Annotated in this window: 15 protein-coding genes and 1 pseudogene; 3 read left to right on the top strand and 13 right to left on the bottom strand. The window is 64.1% G+C overall.

Annotated elements, in window-relative coordinates:
* From BLX41_RS30065 to BLX41_RS30045, 4 genes are all read right to left on the bottom strand, one after another.
* A partial coding sequence (locus tag BLX41_RS30065; RefSeq protein WP_259745378.1) for a class I SAM-dependent methyltransferase occupies positions 1 to 903 on the bottom strand: 903 nt, incomplete at its 3' end.
* A 254-nt stretch (positions 904 to 1157) separates the two neighbouring features.
* Complete coding sequence (locus tag BLX41_RS30055) at positions 1158 to 1775, bottom strand: TPM domain-containing protein (RefSeq protein ID WP_123727790.1); 618 nt, start codon at positions 1773 to 1775, stop codon at positions 1158 to 1160.
* A 29-nt stretch (positions 1776 to 1804) separates the two neighbouring features.
* On the bottom strand, positions 1805 to 2563 hold the full coding sequence (locus BLX41_RS30050; RefSeq protein WP_123727817.1) for a TPM domain-containing protein: 759 nt from the start codon (positions 2561 to 2563) through the stop codon (positions 1805 to 1807).
* Between the two features lie 219 nt (positions 2564 to 2782).
* Positions 2783 to 3391: a LemA family protein gene (locus tag BLX41_RS30045; protein ID WP_123727789.1), complete on the bottom strand. Its 609-nt coding sequence runs from the start codon at positions 3389 to 3391 to the stop codon at positions 2783 to 2785.
* A gap of 240 nt (positions 3392 to 3631) precedes the next feature.
* Between BLX41_RS30045 and bglX the strand changes: the two genes are divergently transcribed.
* Positions 3632 to 5923 carry a beta-glucosidase BglX gene (bglX, locus tag BLX41_RS30040; RefSeq protein WP_123727788.1) on the top strand — a complete coding sequence of 764 codons (2292 nt, stop codon included), beginning with the start codon at positions 3632 to 3634 and terminating at the stop codon, positions 5921 to 5923.
* Positions 5924 to 5983: 60 nt separating this feature from the next.
* Here the strand turns inward: bglX and BLX41_RS30035 are convergent, their stop codons facing one another.
* The 9 genes from BLX41_RS30035 to BLX41_RS29995 form a co-directional block, all read right to left on the bottom strand.
* Positions 5984 to 7141 carry a phospholipase D-like domain-containing protein gene (locus BLX41_RS30035; protein ID WP_123727787.1) on the bottom strand — a complete coding sequence of 386 codons (1158 nt, stop codon included), beginning with the start codon at positions 7139 to 7141 and terminating at the stop codon, positions 5984 to 5986.
* Between the two features lies 1 nt (position 7142).
* Positions 7143 to 7724 (bottom strand): YceI family protein, encoded by a 582-nt coding sequence (locus tag BLX41_RS30030; RefSeq protein WP_123727786.1) that lies wholly within the window; start codon positions 7722 to 7724, stop codon positions 7143 to 7145.
* A gap of 100 nt (positions 7725 to 7824) precedes the next feature.
* Positions 7825 to 8595: an IclR family transcriptional regulator gene (locus BLX41_RS30025; RefSeq protein ID WP_123727785.1), complete on the bottom strand. Its 771-nt coding sequence runs from the start codon at positions 8593 to 8595 to the stop codon at positions 7825 to 7827.
* Between the two features lie 85 nt (positions 8596 to 8680).
* Positions 8681 to 10123, bottom strand: a complete 1443-nt coding sequence (locus BLX41_RS30020; RefSeq protein WP_123727816.1) for an amidase — start codon at positions 10121 to 10123, stop codon at positions 8681 to 8683.
* Positions 10124 to 10140: 17 nt separating this feature from the next.
* The gene (locus BLX41_RS30015) at positions 10141 to 11451 is read right to left on the bottom strand and encodes an MFS transporter (protein ID WP_123727784.1); all 1311 of its coding nucleotides are present in this window, start codon (positions 11449 to 11451) and stop codon (positions 10141 to 10143) included.
* Positions 11452 to 11549: 98 nt separating this feature from the next.
* On the bottom strand, positions 11550 to 12725 hold the full coding sequence (locus BLX41_RS30010) for a M20 aminoacylase family protein (protein ID WP_123727783.1): 1176 nt from the start codon (positions 12723 to 12725) through the stop codon (positions 11550 to 11552).
* Positions 12726 to 12897: 172 nt separating this feature from the next.
* Entirely contained in the window at positions 12898 to 13227 is a 330-nt protein-coding gene (locus BLX41_RS30005; protein ID WP_123727782.1) for an amidase, read from the bottom strand.
* A complete protein-coding gene (locus tag BLX41_RS30000) occupies positions 13224 to 14321 on the bottom strand; it encodes a serine hydrolase domain-containing protein (RefSeq protein ID WP_123727781.1) in 1098 nt (365 codons plus the stop codon). Before BLX41_RS30000 ends, BLX41_RS30005 begins: the two co-directional genes overlap by 4 nt.
* A gap of 256 nt (positions 14322 to 14577) precedes the next feature.
* Positions 14578 to 15477 (bottom strand): acyl-CoA dehydrogenase middle domain-containing protein, encoded by a 900-nt coding sequence (locus BLX41_RS29995; protein WP_123727780.1) that lies wholly within the window; start codon positions 15475 to 15477, stop codon positions 14578 to 14580.
* A gap of 140 nt (positions 15478 to 15617) precedes the next feature.
* Between BLX41_RS29995 and olsB the strand changes: the two genes are divergently transcribed.
* Positions 15618 to 16373 carry an L-ornithine N(alpha)-acyltransferase gene (olsB, locus tag BLX41_RS29990; protein WP_123727779.1) on the top strand — a complete coding sequence of 252 codons (756 nt, stop codon included), beginning with the start codon at positions 15618 to 15620 and terminating at the stop codon, positions 16371 to 16373.
* Positions 16373 to 16710 (top strand): annotated as a pseudogene (locus BLX41_RS36735) (lysophospholipid acyltransferase family protein); the annotation flags it as partial. The gene olsB and the pseudogene BLX41_RS36735, both read left to right, overlap by 1 nt.

The following is a 16710-nucleotide window of genomic DNA, read 5'->3' as shown; positions in this document are numbered from 1 at the left end:
CTGCTTGTGGCAGCACGGCGAGCACATGATGATCGCCGCACCGGAACGAATGCCGGTGTGGATCGCGTAGTCGGTGGCGATGTCACAGGCGTGCAGGGCGATCATCACTTCCAGTTCGCTGGGGGCCACGCTGCGCACGTCACCGCACTTGAACACCAGGCCCGGGTGCTCCAGGCGCTGCGCGGCGGCGTTGCACAGGGTCACCATGTCTTCACGCAACTCGACGCCGGTGACTTCGCCCTCGGCCTTGAGGGTGTTGCGCAGGTAATCGTGGATGGCAAAGGTCAAGTAGCCCTTGCCGGAGCCGAAGTCCGCCACCCGCACCGGCTGCTCGAGCTTGATCGGCGAGCTGCCCAGGGCGTGGCTGAAGACCTCGATGAACTTGTTGATCTGCTTCCACTTGCGCGACATGGCCGGGATCAGCTCGTGCTGCTTGTTGGTCACCCCCAGATCGGCCAGGAAAGGCCGGCTCAGGTCGAGAAAGCGGTTCTTCTCGCGGTTGTGCTCGGCGGAGGGCAGGTCGCGCTGCTGTTGCGGCTTGCCCTTGAACAGCGAGCTCTTGCCCTTCTTGCTGTATTCCAGCTGCACTTCGTCGGTCAGGGTCAGCAGGTGGGCATTCTTGAACGAGGCCGGCAGCAGCCCGGCGATGGTGGCCACGCCCTCGTCCAGGGAGAAGTTCTTGGTGATGTCACGGGTCTTGTAGCGATAGACGAAGGACAGGCACGGCTGCTCCTTGACCGTCAGTTGCTTGATGATCAGCCGTTGCAGGTCCGCCTCCGGGCCCACGTGCTTGGCCAGTACCAGCTTGATGAAGGCGTTTTGCGCGAGGCTGGTTTCCAGCAATTGCAGGAACTGGGCGTGATGGTCCGGCGTGGGGCGGGCAGAAGGTGCGGTAACAGACATGGGGGGCAGGTGCCTCGGGCGATGCGCGGTGTGAATCAGCGAATGGCGGGTATTTTAGGGGGGATGGCCCGCCGGGGCACGGAGTTATTGACCCGAGGGTAAAATTTTGTCGCCCCCCGCCCCCCCCAATCCCGCCCCGTAGGAACTGGCTTGCCAGCGAAGGCGTGCCCAAGGGCGGTGCAAGGCTCACGGGCCTCTTCGCCGGCAAGCCGGCTCCTACACAGGTAGCACGCCATAGTCCCCAGCTGGGTGGGTCAGTTGAGCACTACGAGGCGGTTGGGCAGTTCGTTGCGCTCCTGGGTCAGGGGCACGTGGGCCTTGAGCAGTTCACCGCTGGCTTCGATGCAGTCAAGGAAACCCTGCAGGGTCTGGCCTTGGCGCACCTGTCGAGTGAAGGCGCGGACGATGCTGTTCCAGTGCTTGTTGTCCAGGCGCTTGGAAATGCCCTCGTCCACCAGGATTTCCACGTAGCGCTCGGCTTCGCTGACGAAAATCAGAACCCCGGTGCCTCCTACCGTGTGATGCAGGTTCTGTTCGAGGAACTGGCGTCGGGCCAGGTTCGAGGCGCGCCAGTGGCGCACCGAACGCGGAATCAGTCGGGTGGTGATTGGCGGTAGGCGGAACACCAGGCACAGCACGATAAAGGTCGCCCATTGCGCCAGCAGCAACAGGTGCATGTTCAGCCAGCCGGTGATGTAGTGCACCAGCCCCGGCACCACCAGCGCCAGCAGGCTGGCCCAGAGCAACGGAATGTAGGCGTAGTCGTCGGCCCGGGCGGCCAGCACCGTCACCAGTTCGGCGTCGGTCTGGCGTTCGACTCGGGCGATGGCTTCGGCCACTTGCCGTTGTTCGTACTCACTCAGTAATGCCATGTCGTTGGATACCCTCTTTTTATTTTCAGTTACCAGCCGCCGGAGGAACCGCCGCCGCCAAAACTGCCGCCGCCACCGCTGAAGCCGCCACCGCCGCCGGACCCGCCACCAAAACCGCCACCGCCGAAACCGCCACCACCACCGCCACGCCCGCTGGTGGTGGTGATGAAACCGAGCGCCTGCGCCACCATGACCACCAGGATGAACAGCAGCACCAGGAAGATGAACAGCAACGGGTGACGCTGGACAAAATCACTCTGGTCGCTGCTCTCGAGGCTGTCATACACCGGGTCCGGTTGGTCCAGCGGCGTGCCACCGAGCACCAGCAGCATGGCCGAGACGCCGTCGCTGATGCCCTTGCTGAATTGCCCGGTCTTGAACGCCGGGGTAATCACCTGATTAATGATCACCGAGGCCTGGGCATCGGTCAGGCGATCCTCCAGACCATAACCCACTTCAATGCGCAGCTTGCGCTCGTCCCGGGCGACGATCAGCAGCGCGCCGTTGTTCTTGTCCTTCTGGCCAATGCCCCAGTGACGCCCCAACTGATAACCGTAGTCTTCGATGCTCGCGCCTTGCAGGTCAGGCAGGGTCACCACCACCAGCTGTTCGCCGGTGGCCTGTTCGTGGGCTTGCAACTGCCGAGTCAGCTGGGCACTGATGGTGGGTTCGATCAACTGTGCGTTGTCCACCACCCGTCCACTCAGGGCCGGGAACTTCAGCTCGGCCTGGGCCGTGACCGCAAAGACCCAGAGCAACAGCACCAGGCCGATTTTATAGAGTCGCATCAGCACCTCATCCTCAATGATTGTCCGCTTGCGCTACCCACTGCCGGGCGCCCCGCCAGCGCCAAAACTGCCACCGCCGCTCCGGCTGCTGTCGGAGTCGGGACTGAAGCTGAAGCTGGAACTGGAACTGGAACTGGAACGGCTGTTGCGCCGATACGGCGCCACTCACCAGTCATAGCGACAGCAGCGCGCTTTGCAGCACGCGCTGCCCATGGCTCATCAGAACTTCACTTGCGGCGCTTTGTCGGCGTCAGGGCTGGTGGCCTCGAAGGACGCACGCATCGGCAAGTCGCTGTACATCAGGCTATGCCACAGGCGACCGGGGAAGGTGCGGATCTCGGTGTTGTACTTCTGCACCGCGAGGATGAAATCGCGGCGGGCCACGGCGATACGGTTCTCGGTGCCTTCAAGCTGGGATTGCAAGGCCAGGAAGTTCTGGTTGGCCTTCAGATCCGGGTAGCGCTCGGAGACCACCATCAGGCGGCTCAAGGCGCCGCTCAACTGATCCTGGGCCTGCTGGAACTGCTTGAGTTTTTCCGGGTTGTCCAGGGTACTGGCGTCCACCTGGATCGAGGTGGCCTTGGCCCGGGCTTCGATCACCGCGGTGAGGGTTTCTTCCTCGTGCTTGGCGTAGCCCTTGACGGTCTCCACCAGGTTGGGAATCAGGTCGGCGCGCCGCTGATACTGGTTCTGCACCTGGCCCCAGTCGGCCTTGACCTGCTCGTCGAGGGTCGGAATGTTGTTGATGCCACAACCGCTGAGCAGGCTGGTGAGCAGCAACAGGGCTGCAACGGGCCAGCTCGAGCGCAGGCTTTGGGTGATGTTCATGGGTGGGGCTCCTTGCACAACCTGATGGAAAAGAATCTTTTGCCCGGTTTCACACATCCTGTGGGGCAAAATCTGCCTGCGCCACTGGAATGCATCGGGCTGATGGGCTAAAAGATGCCCAGCGCGAAAAAGAGTTCAGAAGTGTGCTGGATTTATCTGAACAACAATAGCCGCTCCCTAAATTTTGGCTGTTCGACGCGTCACTCATGCGTCGGTCTTGAGCCCTTGAGAACACTATTCATGAATAAGCTGTGTTTGCTGGGCCTGCTGGTCAGCCTGGCCAGTCACCCTGTGTTGGCCGAATCTGCCCCGGTCCCCCTGGAAAACAAAGAAGCCTTTATCAGCGATCTGCTCAAGCGCATGACCCTGGAAGAGAAGATCGGCCAGTTGCGCCTGATCAGCATCGGCCCGGAAATGCCTCGCGAGCTGATCCGCAAGGAAATCGCCGCGGGCAATATCGGCGGCACCTTCAACTCCATCACCCGCCCGGAAAACCGGCCGATGCAGGACGCGGCCATGCGCAGCCGGCTGAAGATCCCGATGTTCTTCGCCTATGACGTGATCCACGGCCACCGGACCATCTTCCCCATCAGCCTGGCCCTGGCGTCCAGCTGGGACATGGACGCCATCGGCCGCTCCGGGCGCATCGCCGCCAAGGAGGCCAGCGCCGACAGCCTGGACATCACCTTCGCGCCCATGGTCGACATCTCCCGCGATCCTCGCTGGGGCCGCACCTCCGAAGGCTTCGGCGAAGACACCTACCTGGTCTCGCGCATCGCCAAGGTCATGGTCAATGCCTACCAGGGCCAAAGCCCGGCCTTGCCGGACAGCATCATGGCCAGCGTCAAGCATTTCGCCCTGTATGGCGCGGTGGAAGGCGGTCGCGACTACAACATCGTCGACATGAGCCCGGTGAAGATGTACCAGGACTACCTGCCGCCCTACCGCGCGGCCATCGACGCCGGTGCCGGCGGGGTGATGGTGGCCCTGAACTCCATCAACGGCGTGCCGGCCACCTCCAACACCTGGCTGATGAACGACCTGCTGCGCAAGGAGTGGGGCTTCAAGGGTCTGGCGGTGAGCGACCACGGGGCGATCATCGAGCTGATCCGCCACGGCGTGGCCAAGGACGGTCGCGAGGCCGCCAAGCTGGCGATCAAGGCCGGCATCGACATGAGCATGAACGACTCGCTGTACGGCAAGGAACTGCCAGGGCTGCTCAAATCCGGCGAGATCGAGCAGAAGGACATCGACAACGCGGTGCGTGAAGTGCTGGCGGCCAAGTACGACATGGGCCTGTTCAAGGACCCTTATGTGCGCATCGGCAAGGCCGAGGACGACCCGGCCGACACCAACGCGGAAAGCCGCCTGCACCGCAGCGACGCCCGGGACATCGCCCGCCGCAGCCTGGTGCTGCTGAAGAACCACAACGACACCTTGCCGCTGAAGAAAACCGCGAAGATCGCCCTGGTAGGCCCCCTGGCCAAGGCGCCGATCGACATGATGGGCAGTTGGGCCGCCGCCGGCGTTCCGGCACAGTCGGTGACGCTGTATGACGGCATGCGCAACGTCCTGGGCGACAAGGCCCAATTGGTCTACGCCCGGGGTTCCAACATCACCGCCGACAAGAAGGTGGTGGACTACCTGAACTTCCTCAACTTCGATGCCCCGGAAGTGGTGGACGACCCACGCTCCGCGCAGCAGATGATCGATGAAGCGGTCAAGGCGGCCAAGCAGGCGGACGTGATCGTGGCCGCAGTGGGTGAATCCCGGGGCATGTCCCACGAGTCTTCGAGCCGCACCGATCTGCACATTCCCGCCAGCCAGCGCGAGCTGATCAAGGCCCTCGAGGCTACTGGCAAGCCTCTGGTGCTGGTGCTGATGAATGGCCGTCCGCTGTCACTGCTGGAAGAAAACCAGCAAGCCGACGCCATCCTGGAAACCTGGTTCAGCGGCACCGAAGGCGGCAACGCCATTGCCGACGTGCTGTTCGGCGACTACAACCCGTCGGGCAAGCTGCCGATCACCTTCCCCCGCTCCGTGGGCCAGATTCCCACCTACTACAACCACCTGACCATTGGCCGGCCGTTCACGCCGGGCAAGCCGGGCAACTACACCTCGCAGTACTTCGACGACACCACCGGCCCGCTGTTTCCGTTCGGCTATGGCTTGAGCTACACCACGTTCAGCCTGTCGGACATGGCGCTGTCCTCCACCACCCTGAACAAGAGCGGCAAGCTCGATGCCAGCGTGACCGTGAAGAACACCGGCAAGCGTGACGGCGAAACCGTGGTGCAGCTGTATATCCAGGACGTGGCCGGCTCGATGATCCGTCCGATCAAGGAATTGAAGAACTTCCAGAAAGTCATGCTCAAGGCCGGTGAAGAGAAATCCATCCACTTCACCATCACCGAGGACGACCTGAAGTTCTACAACGCGCAGCTCAAGTACGCCGCGGAACCGGGCGACTTCAATGTACAGATCGGCCTGGATTCCCAGGACGTCAAGCAACAGAGCTTCGAACTGCTCTGATCCCCCGTGACGGGTCGGTGCTGGAACAGCGCCGGCCCGTCACGCCTCTGCCCTTGGCGACTAGCCGCGACGATCCAGCAGGTTGACCACCAGGCGGTCGACCCAGCCCCAGATCCGCTGCTTGACCCGCCGCCACAACGGCCGGTTGCGCCACTGCGCCAGGCTGATCTCTTCACTCTGGGCAAAATCCGTCTCGAAGCTCGCCGCCACGGAGCGCGTCAGTGGCGGGTCCAGGGCTTCGAGGTTGGCTTCCAGGTTGAAGCGCAGGTTCCAGTGGTCGAAATTGCACGAGCCCACACTGACCCAGTCGTCCACCAGCGCCATCTTCAAATGCAGGAAACGCGGCTGATATTCGAAAATCCGCACGCCGGCCTTGAGCAAGCGCGGGTAGTAACGGTGCCCGGCATAGCGCACGGCTGGATGATCGGTCTGCGGCCCGGTCAGCAGCAGGCGTACGTCGACGCCCCGGGCGGCAGCCTTGCGCAATGAGCGCCGCACCGACCAGGTGGGCAAGAAGTAAGGCGTGGCCAGCCAGATACGCTGCTGACCGCTGTGCAGGGCACGAATCAGTGAATGCAGGATGTCGCGATGCTGACGCGAGTCGGCATAGGCCACCCGGCCCATGCCCTCCCCCGAGTCAGGTACACGGGGCAGATGGGGCAAGCCGAAATCGACATTGGGCCGCCAGGCGCCCTTGCGCAGGTTGGCGCTCCACTGGCGATCAAACAGCCTCTGCCAGTCCTGCACCGTGGGCCCGGCGATCTCCACCATCACTTCATGCCAGTCACAGCTGTTGTCCTCGGGCTGCCAGAACTCATCGGTAACCCCAGTACCGCCCACCACTGCCAGGGACTGATCCACCAACAGCAGTTTTCGATGGTCGCGGTACAGGTTGAGAAAGCCCTGGCGCCACTTCAGGCGGTTGTAGAAACGCAGTTCGACACCAGCCTTGGTCAAGCGCAGGCGCAGGGCCTGGGTAAAGGCCAGGCTGCCATAGTCATCGAACAGACAACGCACCCGCACCCCGCGCTCGGCAGCCTGGACCAGGGCCTGGACCAGAGCCTCGGCACATGCGCCGGCTTCCACCAGATACAGCTCCAGCTCCACCTGCTGCCGGGCGCGGGCAATGGCCACCAGCATGCGCGGAAAGAACTGGGGACCGTCGATCAACAGCTCGAAGCGGTTGCCTTCACGCCAGGGGAACACCGCTCCGCGCATTTCAGCGCGCCGTGAAGATCAGTACCGCACCCACCGGTACCGAGAAACTGATGGCCGACAAGCCAGCCACCTTGCGCAGGCTGTCGAGGCCCGGTGCCAGGTTGAAGTCTTCGGCATTGAGGACCAGCGGTTCCAACGTCACCACCTGGAAACGCCGCTCATCCAGGCGAGTGGCCAGCAGCTCGGCGTTGTAGGTGTGTTCCTGGCCATGCAGGGCCACGGTGACCGGCAACAGCAACTCGATCTGCGCCCCGGGGGCCAGGTCGTTGATTGGCCGCAGGTTGATCTGCGCGGTGATCTGCGCCTCGGGAAACTGCTGGACCTGGAACAGCTCCTGGCGCATGCGTTCATCGCGCAGGGGAATACCGCTGCTGACCGAGTCCAGCTCGATCTGCAACTGGGCCTGGCCCTTGGCGTCGACCTTGCCGTGCAACACCAAAAAGCGCTGGACCTCGGAAATACTGGCGTTCTTGGTGGTCACGAAGGACACCCGGGAAGACTCGTTGTCCAGGTACCAGTTGGCCTGGGCCGGCAGGGCCAGTATCCCGAGCAGGCTGAGAAGAAGGCGGATCGGCGTACGCATGCAAGCTCCCGTGAACAGAAGGCGCCACCTTAACCGGCTGCCAGGGGGCTGGCAAACACCGCGCTCAAGTGGGGCTCAGCCGTTGCAGACGGGGAATGGCTCAGGCAATGGACTTCTGCAATTGCTCGATGGTATCGGCCAGCAATCCCAGGTGACGATTGCGTACCAGTTCGACACAGGTCAGGTCCATCGGCCAATGCAGGGCGATGCTGCCGATCACCCGACCTTCGGCCTGCAACGGCAAGGCCACCGCGCGAATCAGAAAGGGCAGGCGCACCGGATATTCCCAGTGGCCCTCGGTACGCTGGCCGAACCCCAGATGCTGGGACTGCGCGCAAGCCTGTTGCTGGTCTTCGGCCGGCACTCGCTCACGCTCGGCCAGACGTTCGACCTCATCACTGGCCAGGGCCCCCAGGCAGGCCTTGCCCATGGCCGAATGAAACAGGCTGGCGTGCTGGCCGACAATCCGGCTGTTGTTCGGGTAGCGCTTGCGCAACACCGCAGGCACCGCGCTTTCCAGGACCTCGAGGTGCTCGCCGTCAAAACTCGACAGGTCACTGACCAACCCGGTCCGTGCACTCAACTCCAGCATCCAGGGCGCTGCCTGCTCCACCAGATGGCGCTTGAAGCGTTGCCGACTGTCGCCGAACAGGCTGCGGGCACTCAGGCGATAGCGTCGATCACTGAGGCCACGGTAGATCCAGCCCTGCTCCTGCAGGGTCAGCAACATACGCGACACCGTGGCCTTGGGTAGCCCCGTCAGGTAGTGCAACTCCTCCAGACCCAGGGCCTGGTGCTGGCCCAGCAACTCGACGATGGCCAGGGCCCGCTCCACGGAACGCACGCTGCCGGTTTCTACCTTGCTGGCCATAGTCCGAACTCCCTGACTGAGGATGGGTAAAGGTTTTACCCAGCAAGATGCGGGCCTCAGAACCCTATCAACGGCATTTGCCTGGTTACAGCAGATTACCCGGAGGGCGTTGCCGCACCCATTGCGTCAGTTGTTCGTGGGCATAGGCCAGTTGCAGCACGGCGTGGTCGGCCTGGGCCGGCCCGATGATCTGCAAGCCCATGGGCAGGCCCGCCAGATTGAACCCCACCGGAATTCTGATACTGGGCAGGCCGGCCAGGGTCGGACCGATCACCACTTCCATCCAGCGGTGATAAGTGTCCATTTCCTGCCCATCGATCTGCCTTGGCCAGGCCTGCCGTGCATCGAAAGGGAACACCTGGGCCGTGGGCAGCAGCAGAAAATCGTAACGCTCGAACAGTCGCAGCAAGGCGCGATACCAGTCGCCGCGACTCTGGGAAGCGCGATACACGTCCGCGGCACTGAGGTTGGCCGCGCCCTCCACTTCCCACCGCGCCTCGGGCTTGAGCCAACGGCGCTGGTCCGGGTCGTTGTACAACAACCCCAGGGAGCCCTGGACCAGCCAGTGCCGGTGCACCAGCCAGCAGTCCCACAGTTGTGCCATGGAAAACTCCGGCTGGCAGCTTTCCACTTCACAGCCCAGGCGGGTGAAGTCGGCCAGGGCCTTTTCGCACAGGCTCAGGACGCCCTGTTCCATGGCCAGGTACCCGTTGTAATCCCCCAGCCAGCCCAGGCGCAGGCCGCGTACATCCCGTTGCAGAGGTGCCTGCAGCAGCGCCGGATCTTCCTTGAGGGACAAGGGCGCCCGCGGGTCGTAACCGGCCTGGGTGCTCAACAGCCGGGCCACATCAGCCACCGTGCGGCCCATCGGCCCTTCGGTAGCCAGTTGCTGCACGAACAGCTCAGGGGTCGGGCCCAATGGCACCCGCCCCTGGGAGGGGCGCATACCGAACACGTTGTTGAAGGCCGCCGGATTGCGCAGCGAGCCCATCATGTCGCTGCCATCGGCCACCGGCAGCATGCGCAAGGCCAGGGCTACCGCCGCCCCGCCGCTGCTGCCGCCGGCGCTCAGGCTGCTGTCATAGGCATTGCCGGTGGTGCCGAACAGCTGGTTGTAGGTATGGGAGCCCAGGCCAAACTCCGGCACGTTGCTCTTGCCGACGATGATTGCGCCGCTGGCCCGGACCCGGGCCACGCTGATGGCATCCACCTGGGGTACCTGATCGGCGAACAGCGGCGAGCCCATGCTGGTGGTCAGCCCCGCAGTGGCTGCCAGATCCTTGATCGCCTGGGGCATGCCATGCATCCAGCCCATGGACTGTCCCCGATCCAGTTGCCGGTCACGCTCATCGGCCTGGGCCAGCAGGTCCTGCGGATCGCACAGGGAGACCAGGGCATTGACCCCGGGGTTGTAACGCTCGATCTGCTGCAGATAGGCCTGCATCACCTCGCGACAGGACAGCTCGCGGGCATGGATCGCCCGGGATAGCGCCAGGGCATCCAGCTCGACGATGGACTCGTTGGCCATTGGTTCGCTGTGCTTGATCAAGACTCGCCTCCCAGGGTCACGGCATCGGGTTTGTCGTCTCTGACCGCGTCATACATGCAGTAGATACCCAGCAGGCTGAGGATCGAGGTCAGCAAGACATAGAAGGATGGCGCCACCGGCGTGGCCATGACCTTGCTCAGCCAGGTCACGATCAAGGGGGCAAAGCCACCGAACAGCATCACCGTGACGTTATACGCCACCGACACCCCGGTGGAGCGCACCTCAATGGGAAACTGCTCGGCCAGGGCCGTAGGACCGGGCCCGAAAAAACCGCCGATGGCACCGCACAGCAACATTTGCATCACCAGCAGACGCTCGATGGACGGCGCCGCGGCGACCCACACATACAAGGGATAGACCATGACGAAAAACGCCAGGGTGAAAGCCATCAGCACCGGGCGCCGGCCGATACGGTCCGACAGCGCGCCGGCAAAGGGAATCACCACGGTCATCAAGGCCACGGCGAACATCTGCACCAGCAGTACCTGATCCAGAGGCAGGCCGAGGTTGGTGTGGGCGAAGGTCGGCATGTTCACCAGCACCACATAGAAAGACACAGTGCCGCCGCAGCACAGGCCCATGGACACCAGGATCGCCCGGCGGTAGGCCGACACCACCTGCCACAGCCCCGGCCCCTTGCCACGCACTTGCTTGCGCGCCTCGATGAAGGCCTCCGGCTCCTCCATGTACTTGCGAATCCACAGCCCCACCGGACCGATCAGCAGACCGATCACGAACGGCAGGCGCCAGCCCCAGAGATCCAGGGTCTGCGGCGAAAAGAAGTGGGTCACCGCCGCCACCATCGCGGCTCCGCTGAACACTGCCAGGCACTGTCCTACCAACTGCCAGGAGCCATACAGGCCTTTCTTGTCCGCCGGGGCACTTTCCACCAGGTAGGCCGTGGCGCTGGCGTACTCCCCCCCGGTGGCAAAGCCCTGGAGCATCCGCGCCACCACGATCAGCAACGGCGCGCCCAGGCCAATGGCCGCGTAGTTGGGGGCAAAGACAATCATCGCAATGGCCAGGGTCATCAGTTGGATGATCACCAGCATGGCCGCCTTGCGGCCTTTGCGGTCGGAATACATGCCCAGCAGCACGCCGCCCACCGGACGCATGAAAAAGCCCACGCCGAAGGTGGCCAGGGCCATCAGCAACGAGGTGTACTCATCTTCAGCCGGGAAGAACTGGCGGGCGATAAAGCTGGCGAGAAAGCCATAGACGATGAAGTCATACCATTCCAGGGCGTTGCCAACCACGGCGGCAATCACCTGCCGGGTCTTGGAAACAGAAGGTATCGAGACGCTCATGGGAGGTTCCTTGAAACTTTTGAGCCTTCTTGCGGGCTCGGAAAAGTGCCGGGCGCATGGAACGCCCGGGCCGCACAGCGCTACAGGAACAGGAAGGTTCAGGCGGGCTTGAGCCAGCTCTCCGCCAGGGCGCCCCAATAGGCCGCACCGGTGAGCAGGATGTCGTCGTTGAAGTCGTAACCCGGGTTATGCACCATCGGTTGCGCTACACCATTGCCGATGAACAGGTAGCTGCCGGGGCAGCGCTGCAGCATCCAGCCGAAGTCTTCGCTGCCCATCAGCTTCGGCGTGTTGCCATTCACCGCTTCGGCCCCCACCAGCTCGACACCGACCCGGCGGGCAAACTCGGTTTCCTCCGGGCTGTTGACCAGCACCGGATAAGCCGGGCGATGGTCGATGCTGGCGCTGCAGCCAAAGCTTTCGGCCTGGGTCTGGATGATCGCCTTGACCCGCTCCAGCATCTGCTCGCGCACCGGTGCATTGAGGGCCCTCAGGCTCAGGCGCAACAACGCCTGCTGGGGAATCACGTTGGCCGCCTCGCCGGCCTGCAGGGCGCCGACCGTCACCACCGCCGCTTCCTGGGCGTCGATGTTGCGCGCCACCACCGTCTGCAAGGCCATGACCATGCTGGCCGCCGCCACCAAGGGGTCCACCGCCAGGTGGGGCATGGAGCCGTGACCGCCGACGCCTTCGACAATCACCTCAAGCAGGTCCTGGGACGCCATCATCGGCCCCTCGCGAAAGCCCAGGTGACCGGCCGGCAGCCCGGGCATGTTGTGCAGGCCGAACAGCGCATCACAGGGGAAGCGCTCCAGCAGGCCATCGGCAAGCATCGCCTCGGCACCGCCCTGGCCCTCTTCCGCAGGCTGGAAGATCAGGTTCAGGGTGCCGTCGAACGCTCGGGTCGCCGCCAGATAGCGCGCCGCCCCCAGCAGGATGGTGGTGTGGCCGTCATGCCCACAGGCGTGCATGCAACCGCCATGGCGGCTGCTGTAGGGAGCCCCGGTGTTCTCGATGATCGGCAAGGCGTCCATGTCCGCCCGCAGGCCCAAGGTGCGCGTGCCCGTGCCGTTGCGCAGGACGCCCACGACCCCGGTTCGGCCGATGCCGGTGTGCACTTCATAACCCCACTCCTCCAGACAGCGAGCCACCAGCGCCGAAGTGCGGTGCTCTTCGAACCCCAGTTCCGGGTGGGCATGAATATCCTGGCGGATGGCCCGCAGATCGCTGGCAATGTCGTTGAGCCAGGCAAGGATGTGCTGGTGTCGGGTCATGGCGTATCTCCTCTGGGCCGGGTGGCTTCCCGTTCTTTTTTTCGGAGCGTTGCACGAGGCGCAGGAGCGTGCTCGAAGCTCTGCGTCAGATAACCGCGAGCCGGAGCACAGGACAATCAAATGTGGTTCCACTGGATGGAACACATAATCTGCAGCGAAGCCTGATCCAGGATCAGCGATCGAGGCGGCAGCCTTCCCGGGGGCCCAGCCAGAGCGCGCTGTGGGTACGCCCCAGGGCGCTGGCGGTGACACGTCGGCTCTGCGGCTCATCGCTAAAACCGCTGATGGGCAGGTACTGGCGCACATAGGCACGGCAGTAGTCGGCGGGTTGTTGCATCACATAGCGGCAGGAGCAGTACTCCTTGGCGGTGTAGGCACCGAGGATATCCGGGAAGGCCTGCAGGGCCTCCCGTTGCTGCCAGCTCCAGCCCAGCAGCAGGAGCAGCGCCACCAGCACCAGGCCGAGCAGCGGATGACGGCGGAAAAAGGCCCAGCGCCTCATGGCTGCCCCTTGCTGGAAAACGCCGCCAGGACTCGCTTGAGCAGTTCATTGTGCCGATAGCTGCCATCGCGGTCGTCGCCGTAACGCACGATCACCAGGCGCTGTGCAGGCAGGACATACAGCGCCTGCCCCCAATGTCCCAGGGCGGCATAGGTATCCGCCGGAGCATCGGGCCAGGGCTGGGGGGCCCCGTCCACCGAGCGGTTGAGCCACCAGTGTCCACCCGCCACCGCCTCATCCTGATTGGCCCGATAGCCGGCGAAGGGCGTGCGGCTGAACTCGACCCAGGACCTGGGCAGCAACTGCCGGTCACGCCAGCGACCTTCGCGCTGCATCAACAGGCCGACACGGGCCAGATCGCGGGCCGTCAGGTAGAGGTAGGAAGACGCCACGAATGTGCCTGCGGCGTCACGCTCCCACACCGCCTGGGTGATGCCCAGCGGTTCGAACAGGGCCTGCCAGGGATAGTCCGCATACTGGTCTGCCCCCACCATCCCCCGCAGGCTGGCCGCCAGCAGGTTGCTATCGCCACTGGAATAACGGAAGGCCTGTCCCGGTGGAGTGGAGCGCGTCTGTTGTGCGGCAAATGCCGCCATGTCCCGATGCCCGCGGGTGTAGAGCATGGCCACCACTGAAGAGTTGAGGGGGGCGTACTCGTAGTCTTCCTGCCAATCCAGACCCGAGGCCCAATGCAACAAATCCTCCAGGCTGATAGCCGGATGCGGCTGCAGCGCCGGGTAATATTTTGCCGCGGGGTCCTGGAGCTGGAAGCGGCCTTCACCGAAGGCAACGCCCAACACCACCGCCAACAGACTTTTGCTGGCGGACCAGATGAGATGGGGCGTCTGTGGCCCGGTGGCGCCGGCGTAGCGCTCGTAAAGCACTTGGCCATCGCGGATCACCAGCAAGGCGTCAGTGCGAATGCCTTTGAGGGACTTGTCGTCCCTGGGCACGAAGGCGTAGTCCTCCAGAGCCTTGAGCGCCGGGCCGCTGACGGTCGGGCCCAGACTCCACTGCTGCGCCGGCCACTCCTCGGCCCAGGCCGGCAGGCTGAGGCATACAAGCAACGCCAGCAGGATCGGAGCTTTGGCCATGGATGACACTCGGGTGACGTCAGGGGCCGAGCCTAGTCCAGGCTGATGACAGTTTCACTGCAAGCGCCCTGGTTTGTTGGAGGGCTGGCCAGCGCAGACGTCATCGAGCCTTGGGCGAGGCCCTCGGGCCCCTTCGCCGGCAAGCCGGCTCCTACAACAGCCCACGGCATCCCGCCTCGTAGGAGCTGGCTGGCCAGCGAAGGCGTCATCGAGCCTTGTGCAAAACCCTCGGGGCCTTTCGCCCGCAAGCCGGCTCCTACGCAAGGGGGCGCCGTTGCTGAAACGCGGCCAGAGCTTTGGCCAGGCGTTGTTCCCGGGCGCTGGCAGCCAGGTCCAGCAGGGCCTGGTCCCGGGACCATTGGTTGCGCCAACGCTCAGGACCATTGGCGAATGCGGCGTCGATTTCAGGCCGCAATACCTGGAACTGCGTGAACAAGCCACCCAATAGAATGTGTCCGCCAGCCAAGGAAGGATTCTGCCGACTGACTTCGGCACAGCCCGCAAGCAATCCCAGCAACTGCAGTTGCAAGGGCTGCGGCCAGCCACTGTCCTGCCCCACGCCATACAGCCAGGCGAGCATGGCGCTCAGGACATAGATGTCCTCCAGGGTACGGAAGGGTTTGACATAGGCGTCCCAGCCATCGCCGGCCAGCAATTCGCAGGCGGCGTTGTCCAGCAACAGGCAGCCGTGGCTGATCTCCGGCATCAGGGCGATGGCGGGCAGGGTCTGGACCTTGACCCCAGGCTCCCCGGCATAGACCACGGTCAGGCGCAATGCTGGCCGCTCCCCCGGGGCCTCGCTGCGCGCCGCCACCAACAGCCAGTCGGCGGCATCGCCGGCCGTCACGAAATCCTTGCGCCCTTGCAGGCGCAGATCCTCCAGCCGGGTCTGCATGTCCGCCGGGCGCAGGCTGCGGCGTTCAGTCGCGCACAAAGCCCCCAGGCTTTGCGGCGCACTGGGCCACAACATGCGCAACGCCGCCTGGTAGCCCACCAGGAACGCCAGCCCCGGAGTCTCCATCAGGCGCCCACCAAGCACCGCCAGCTCGAACGGTGTAACGCTGCCCAAATGGGCCAGCAAAGCCCCGTAGCCCTCGGCCAGATCGGGGTTGACGGGCAGTCGTTCACGGCTCTCGAGCAGGGCTTGCCAGGGCATTCGAAGATCCTCAGGGGCTGTCATATAAGCATCACCAAAGCTTCATGGCGATGACACCGGGGCTACATAGCCTGACTTTGCACAACAAAGTCGATTGGCTGCAACCCAAGGCGGGTCGGTAGCCCGCACGGAGATTCACGATGACTCAGATCGCCCGCATCAGCGACACCGGCACTGAACGCCGCCTGCAAGCCGAACGCCTGATCGGCGCCCAGGCCCTGCAGGAAGCCCAGGCCCTGCGTTTCAACGTCTTCAGCGGCGAGTTCAACGCCAAGCTCAAGGGCGCGCAATGGGGTCTGGACATGGATGACTATGACGTTCACTGCAGCCACATCGGTGTACGCGACCTGAACACCGGGCGCCTGGTAGCCACCACCCGCCTGCTGGACCATCAGGCCGCCAGCAGCCTGGGACGCTTCTACAGCGAGGAAGAATTCAGCCTGCACGGCCTGGCGCACCTCAAGGGCCCCATCCTGGAAATCGGCCGCACCTGTGTCGACCCGGCCTATCGCAACGGCGGCACCATCGCCGTGCTCTGGGGCGAGCTGGCCGAAGTGCTCAACCAGGGCGGCTACAGCTACCTGATGGGTTGCGCCAGCATCCCGATGCAGGACGGCGGCATCCAGGCCCAGGCCATCATGCAGCGTCTGCGGGAGCGGTACCTGAGTACCGAACACCTGCGAGCCGAACCGAAGAACCCGCTGCCCAGCCTGGACATCCCTTCCAATGTCATCGCCGAGATGCCGCCATTGCTCAAGGCCTACATGCGCCTGGGGGCGAAGATCTGCGGTGAACCCTGCTGGGACCAGGACTTCCAGGTGGCCGACGTGTTCATTCTGCTCAAGCGCGACGAGTTGTGCCCACGCTACGCCCGGCACTTCAAGGCGGCGGTCTGATGCGCCGGCTGCGGGTCTACGGGCGCATCGCCCGGGTGCTGCTGGTGGTCGCACTGGGCCTGAGCATGGCCAGTGTCTTCGGCGTGCTGGAACGCTTGGGGGTCGCCAACTCCATGGTCCGACGCCAGCGCTGGTCGCGGTTCTTCATGGCACGCTTGAGCAATGCCCTGCCGTTCCGGGTCACGGTACACGGCGAGCTGCCTCGCCAGCCGATGCTCTGGGTCAGCAACCACGTGTCCTGGACCGATATCCCGCTGCTGGGCATGCTCACGCCGCTGTCCTTCCTGTCCAAGGCCGAAGTGCGCACCTGGCCGGTGGCCGGTTGGCTGGCGGCCAA

The sequence above is a fragment of the Pseudomonas protegens genome (assembly GCF_003732485.1).
In the GTDB taxonomy this organism is placed as follows: domain Bacteria; phylum Pseudomonadota; class Gammaproteobacteria; order Pseudomonadales; family Pseudomonadaceae; genus Aquipseudomonas; species Aquipseudomonas protegens_B.
The sequence above is the reverse complement of the archived record's forward strand: the minus strand, read 5'-3'. Positions and strand labels throughout refer to the sequence as shown.

What these genes read in the sequence shown, in the direction of transcription:
- BLX41_RS30015 (WP_123727784.1), bottom strand. Translation starts at nt 11,451, where the DNA reads ATGAGCGTCTCGATACCTTCTGTTTCCAAGACCCGGCAGGTGATTGCC.
- BLX41_RS30010 (WP_123727783.1), bottom strand. Translation starts at nt 12,725, where the DNA reads ATGACCCGACACCAGCACATCCTTGCCTGGCTCAACGACATTGCCAGC.
- bglX (WP_123727788.1), top strand. Translation starts at nt 3,632, where the DNA reads ATGAATAAGCTGTGTTTGCTGGGCCTGCTGGTCAGCCTGGCCAGTCAC.
- olsB (WP_123727779.1), top strand. Translation starts at nt 15,618, where the DNA reads ATGACTCAGATCGCCCGCATCAGCGACACCGGCACTGAACGCCGCCTG.
- BLX41_RS30055 (WP_123727790.1), bottom strand. Translation starts at nt 1,775, where the DNA reads ATGGCATTACTGAGTGAGTACGAACAACGGCAAGTGGCCGAAGCCATC.
- BLX41_RS30030 (WP_123727786.1), bottom strand. Translation starts at nt 7,724, where the DNA reads ATGCGTACGCCGATCCGCCTTCTTCTCAGCCTGCTCGGGATACTGGCC.
- BLX41_RS30050 (WP_123727817.1), bottom strand. Translation starts at nt 2,563, where the DNA reads ATGCGACTCTATAAAATCGGCCTGGTGCTGTTGCTCTGGGTCTTTGCG.
- BLX41_RS30000 (WP_123727781.1), bottom strand. Translation starts at nt 14,321, where the DNA reads ATGGCCAAAGCTCCGATCCTGCTGGCGTTGCTTGTATGCCTCAGCCTG.
- BLX41_RS30045 (WP_123727789.1), bottom strand. Translation starts at nt 3,391, where the DNA reads ATGAACATCACCCAAAGCCTGCGCTCGAGCTGGCCCGTTGCAGCCCTG.
- BLX41_RS30020 (WP_123727816.1), bottom strand. Translation starts at nt 10,123, where the DNA reads ATGGCCAACGAGTCCATCGTCGAGCTGGATGCCCTGGCGCTATCCCGG.
- BLX41_RS29995 (WP_123727780.1), bottom strand. Translation starts at nt 15,477, where the DNA reads ATGCCCTGGCAAGCCCTGCTCGAGAGCCGTGAACGACTGCCCGTCAAC.
- BLX41_RS30035 (WP_123727787.1), bottom strand. Translation starts at nt 7,141, where the DNA reads ATGCGCGGAGCGGTGTTCCCCTGGCGTGAAGGCAACCGCTTCGAGCTG.
- BLX41_RS30025 (WP_123727785.1), bottom strand. Translation starts at nt 8,595, where the DNA reads ATGGCCAGCAAGGTAGAAACCGGCAGCGTGCGTTCCGTGGAGCGGGCC.
- BLX41_RS30005 (WP_123727782.1), bottom strand. Translation starts at nt 13,227, where the DNA reads ATGAGGCGCTGGGCCTTTTTCCGCCGTCATCCGCTGCTCGGCCTGGTG.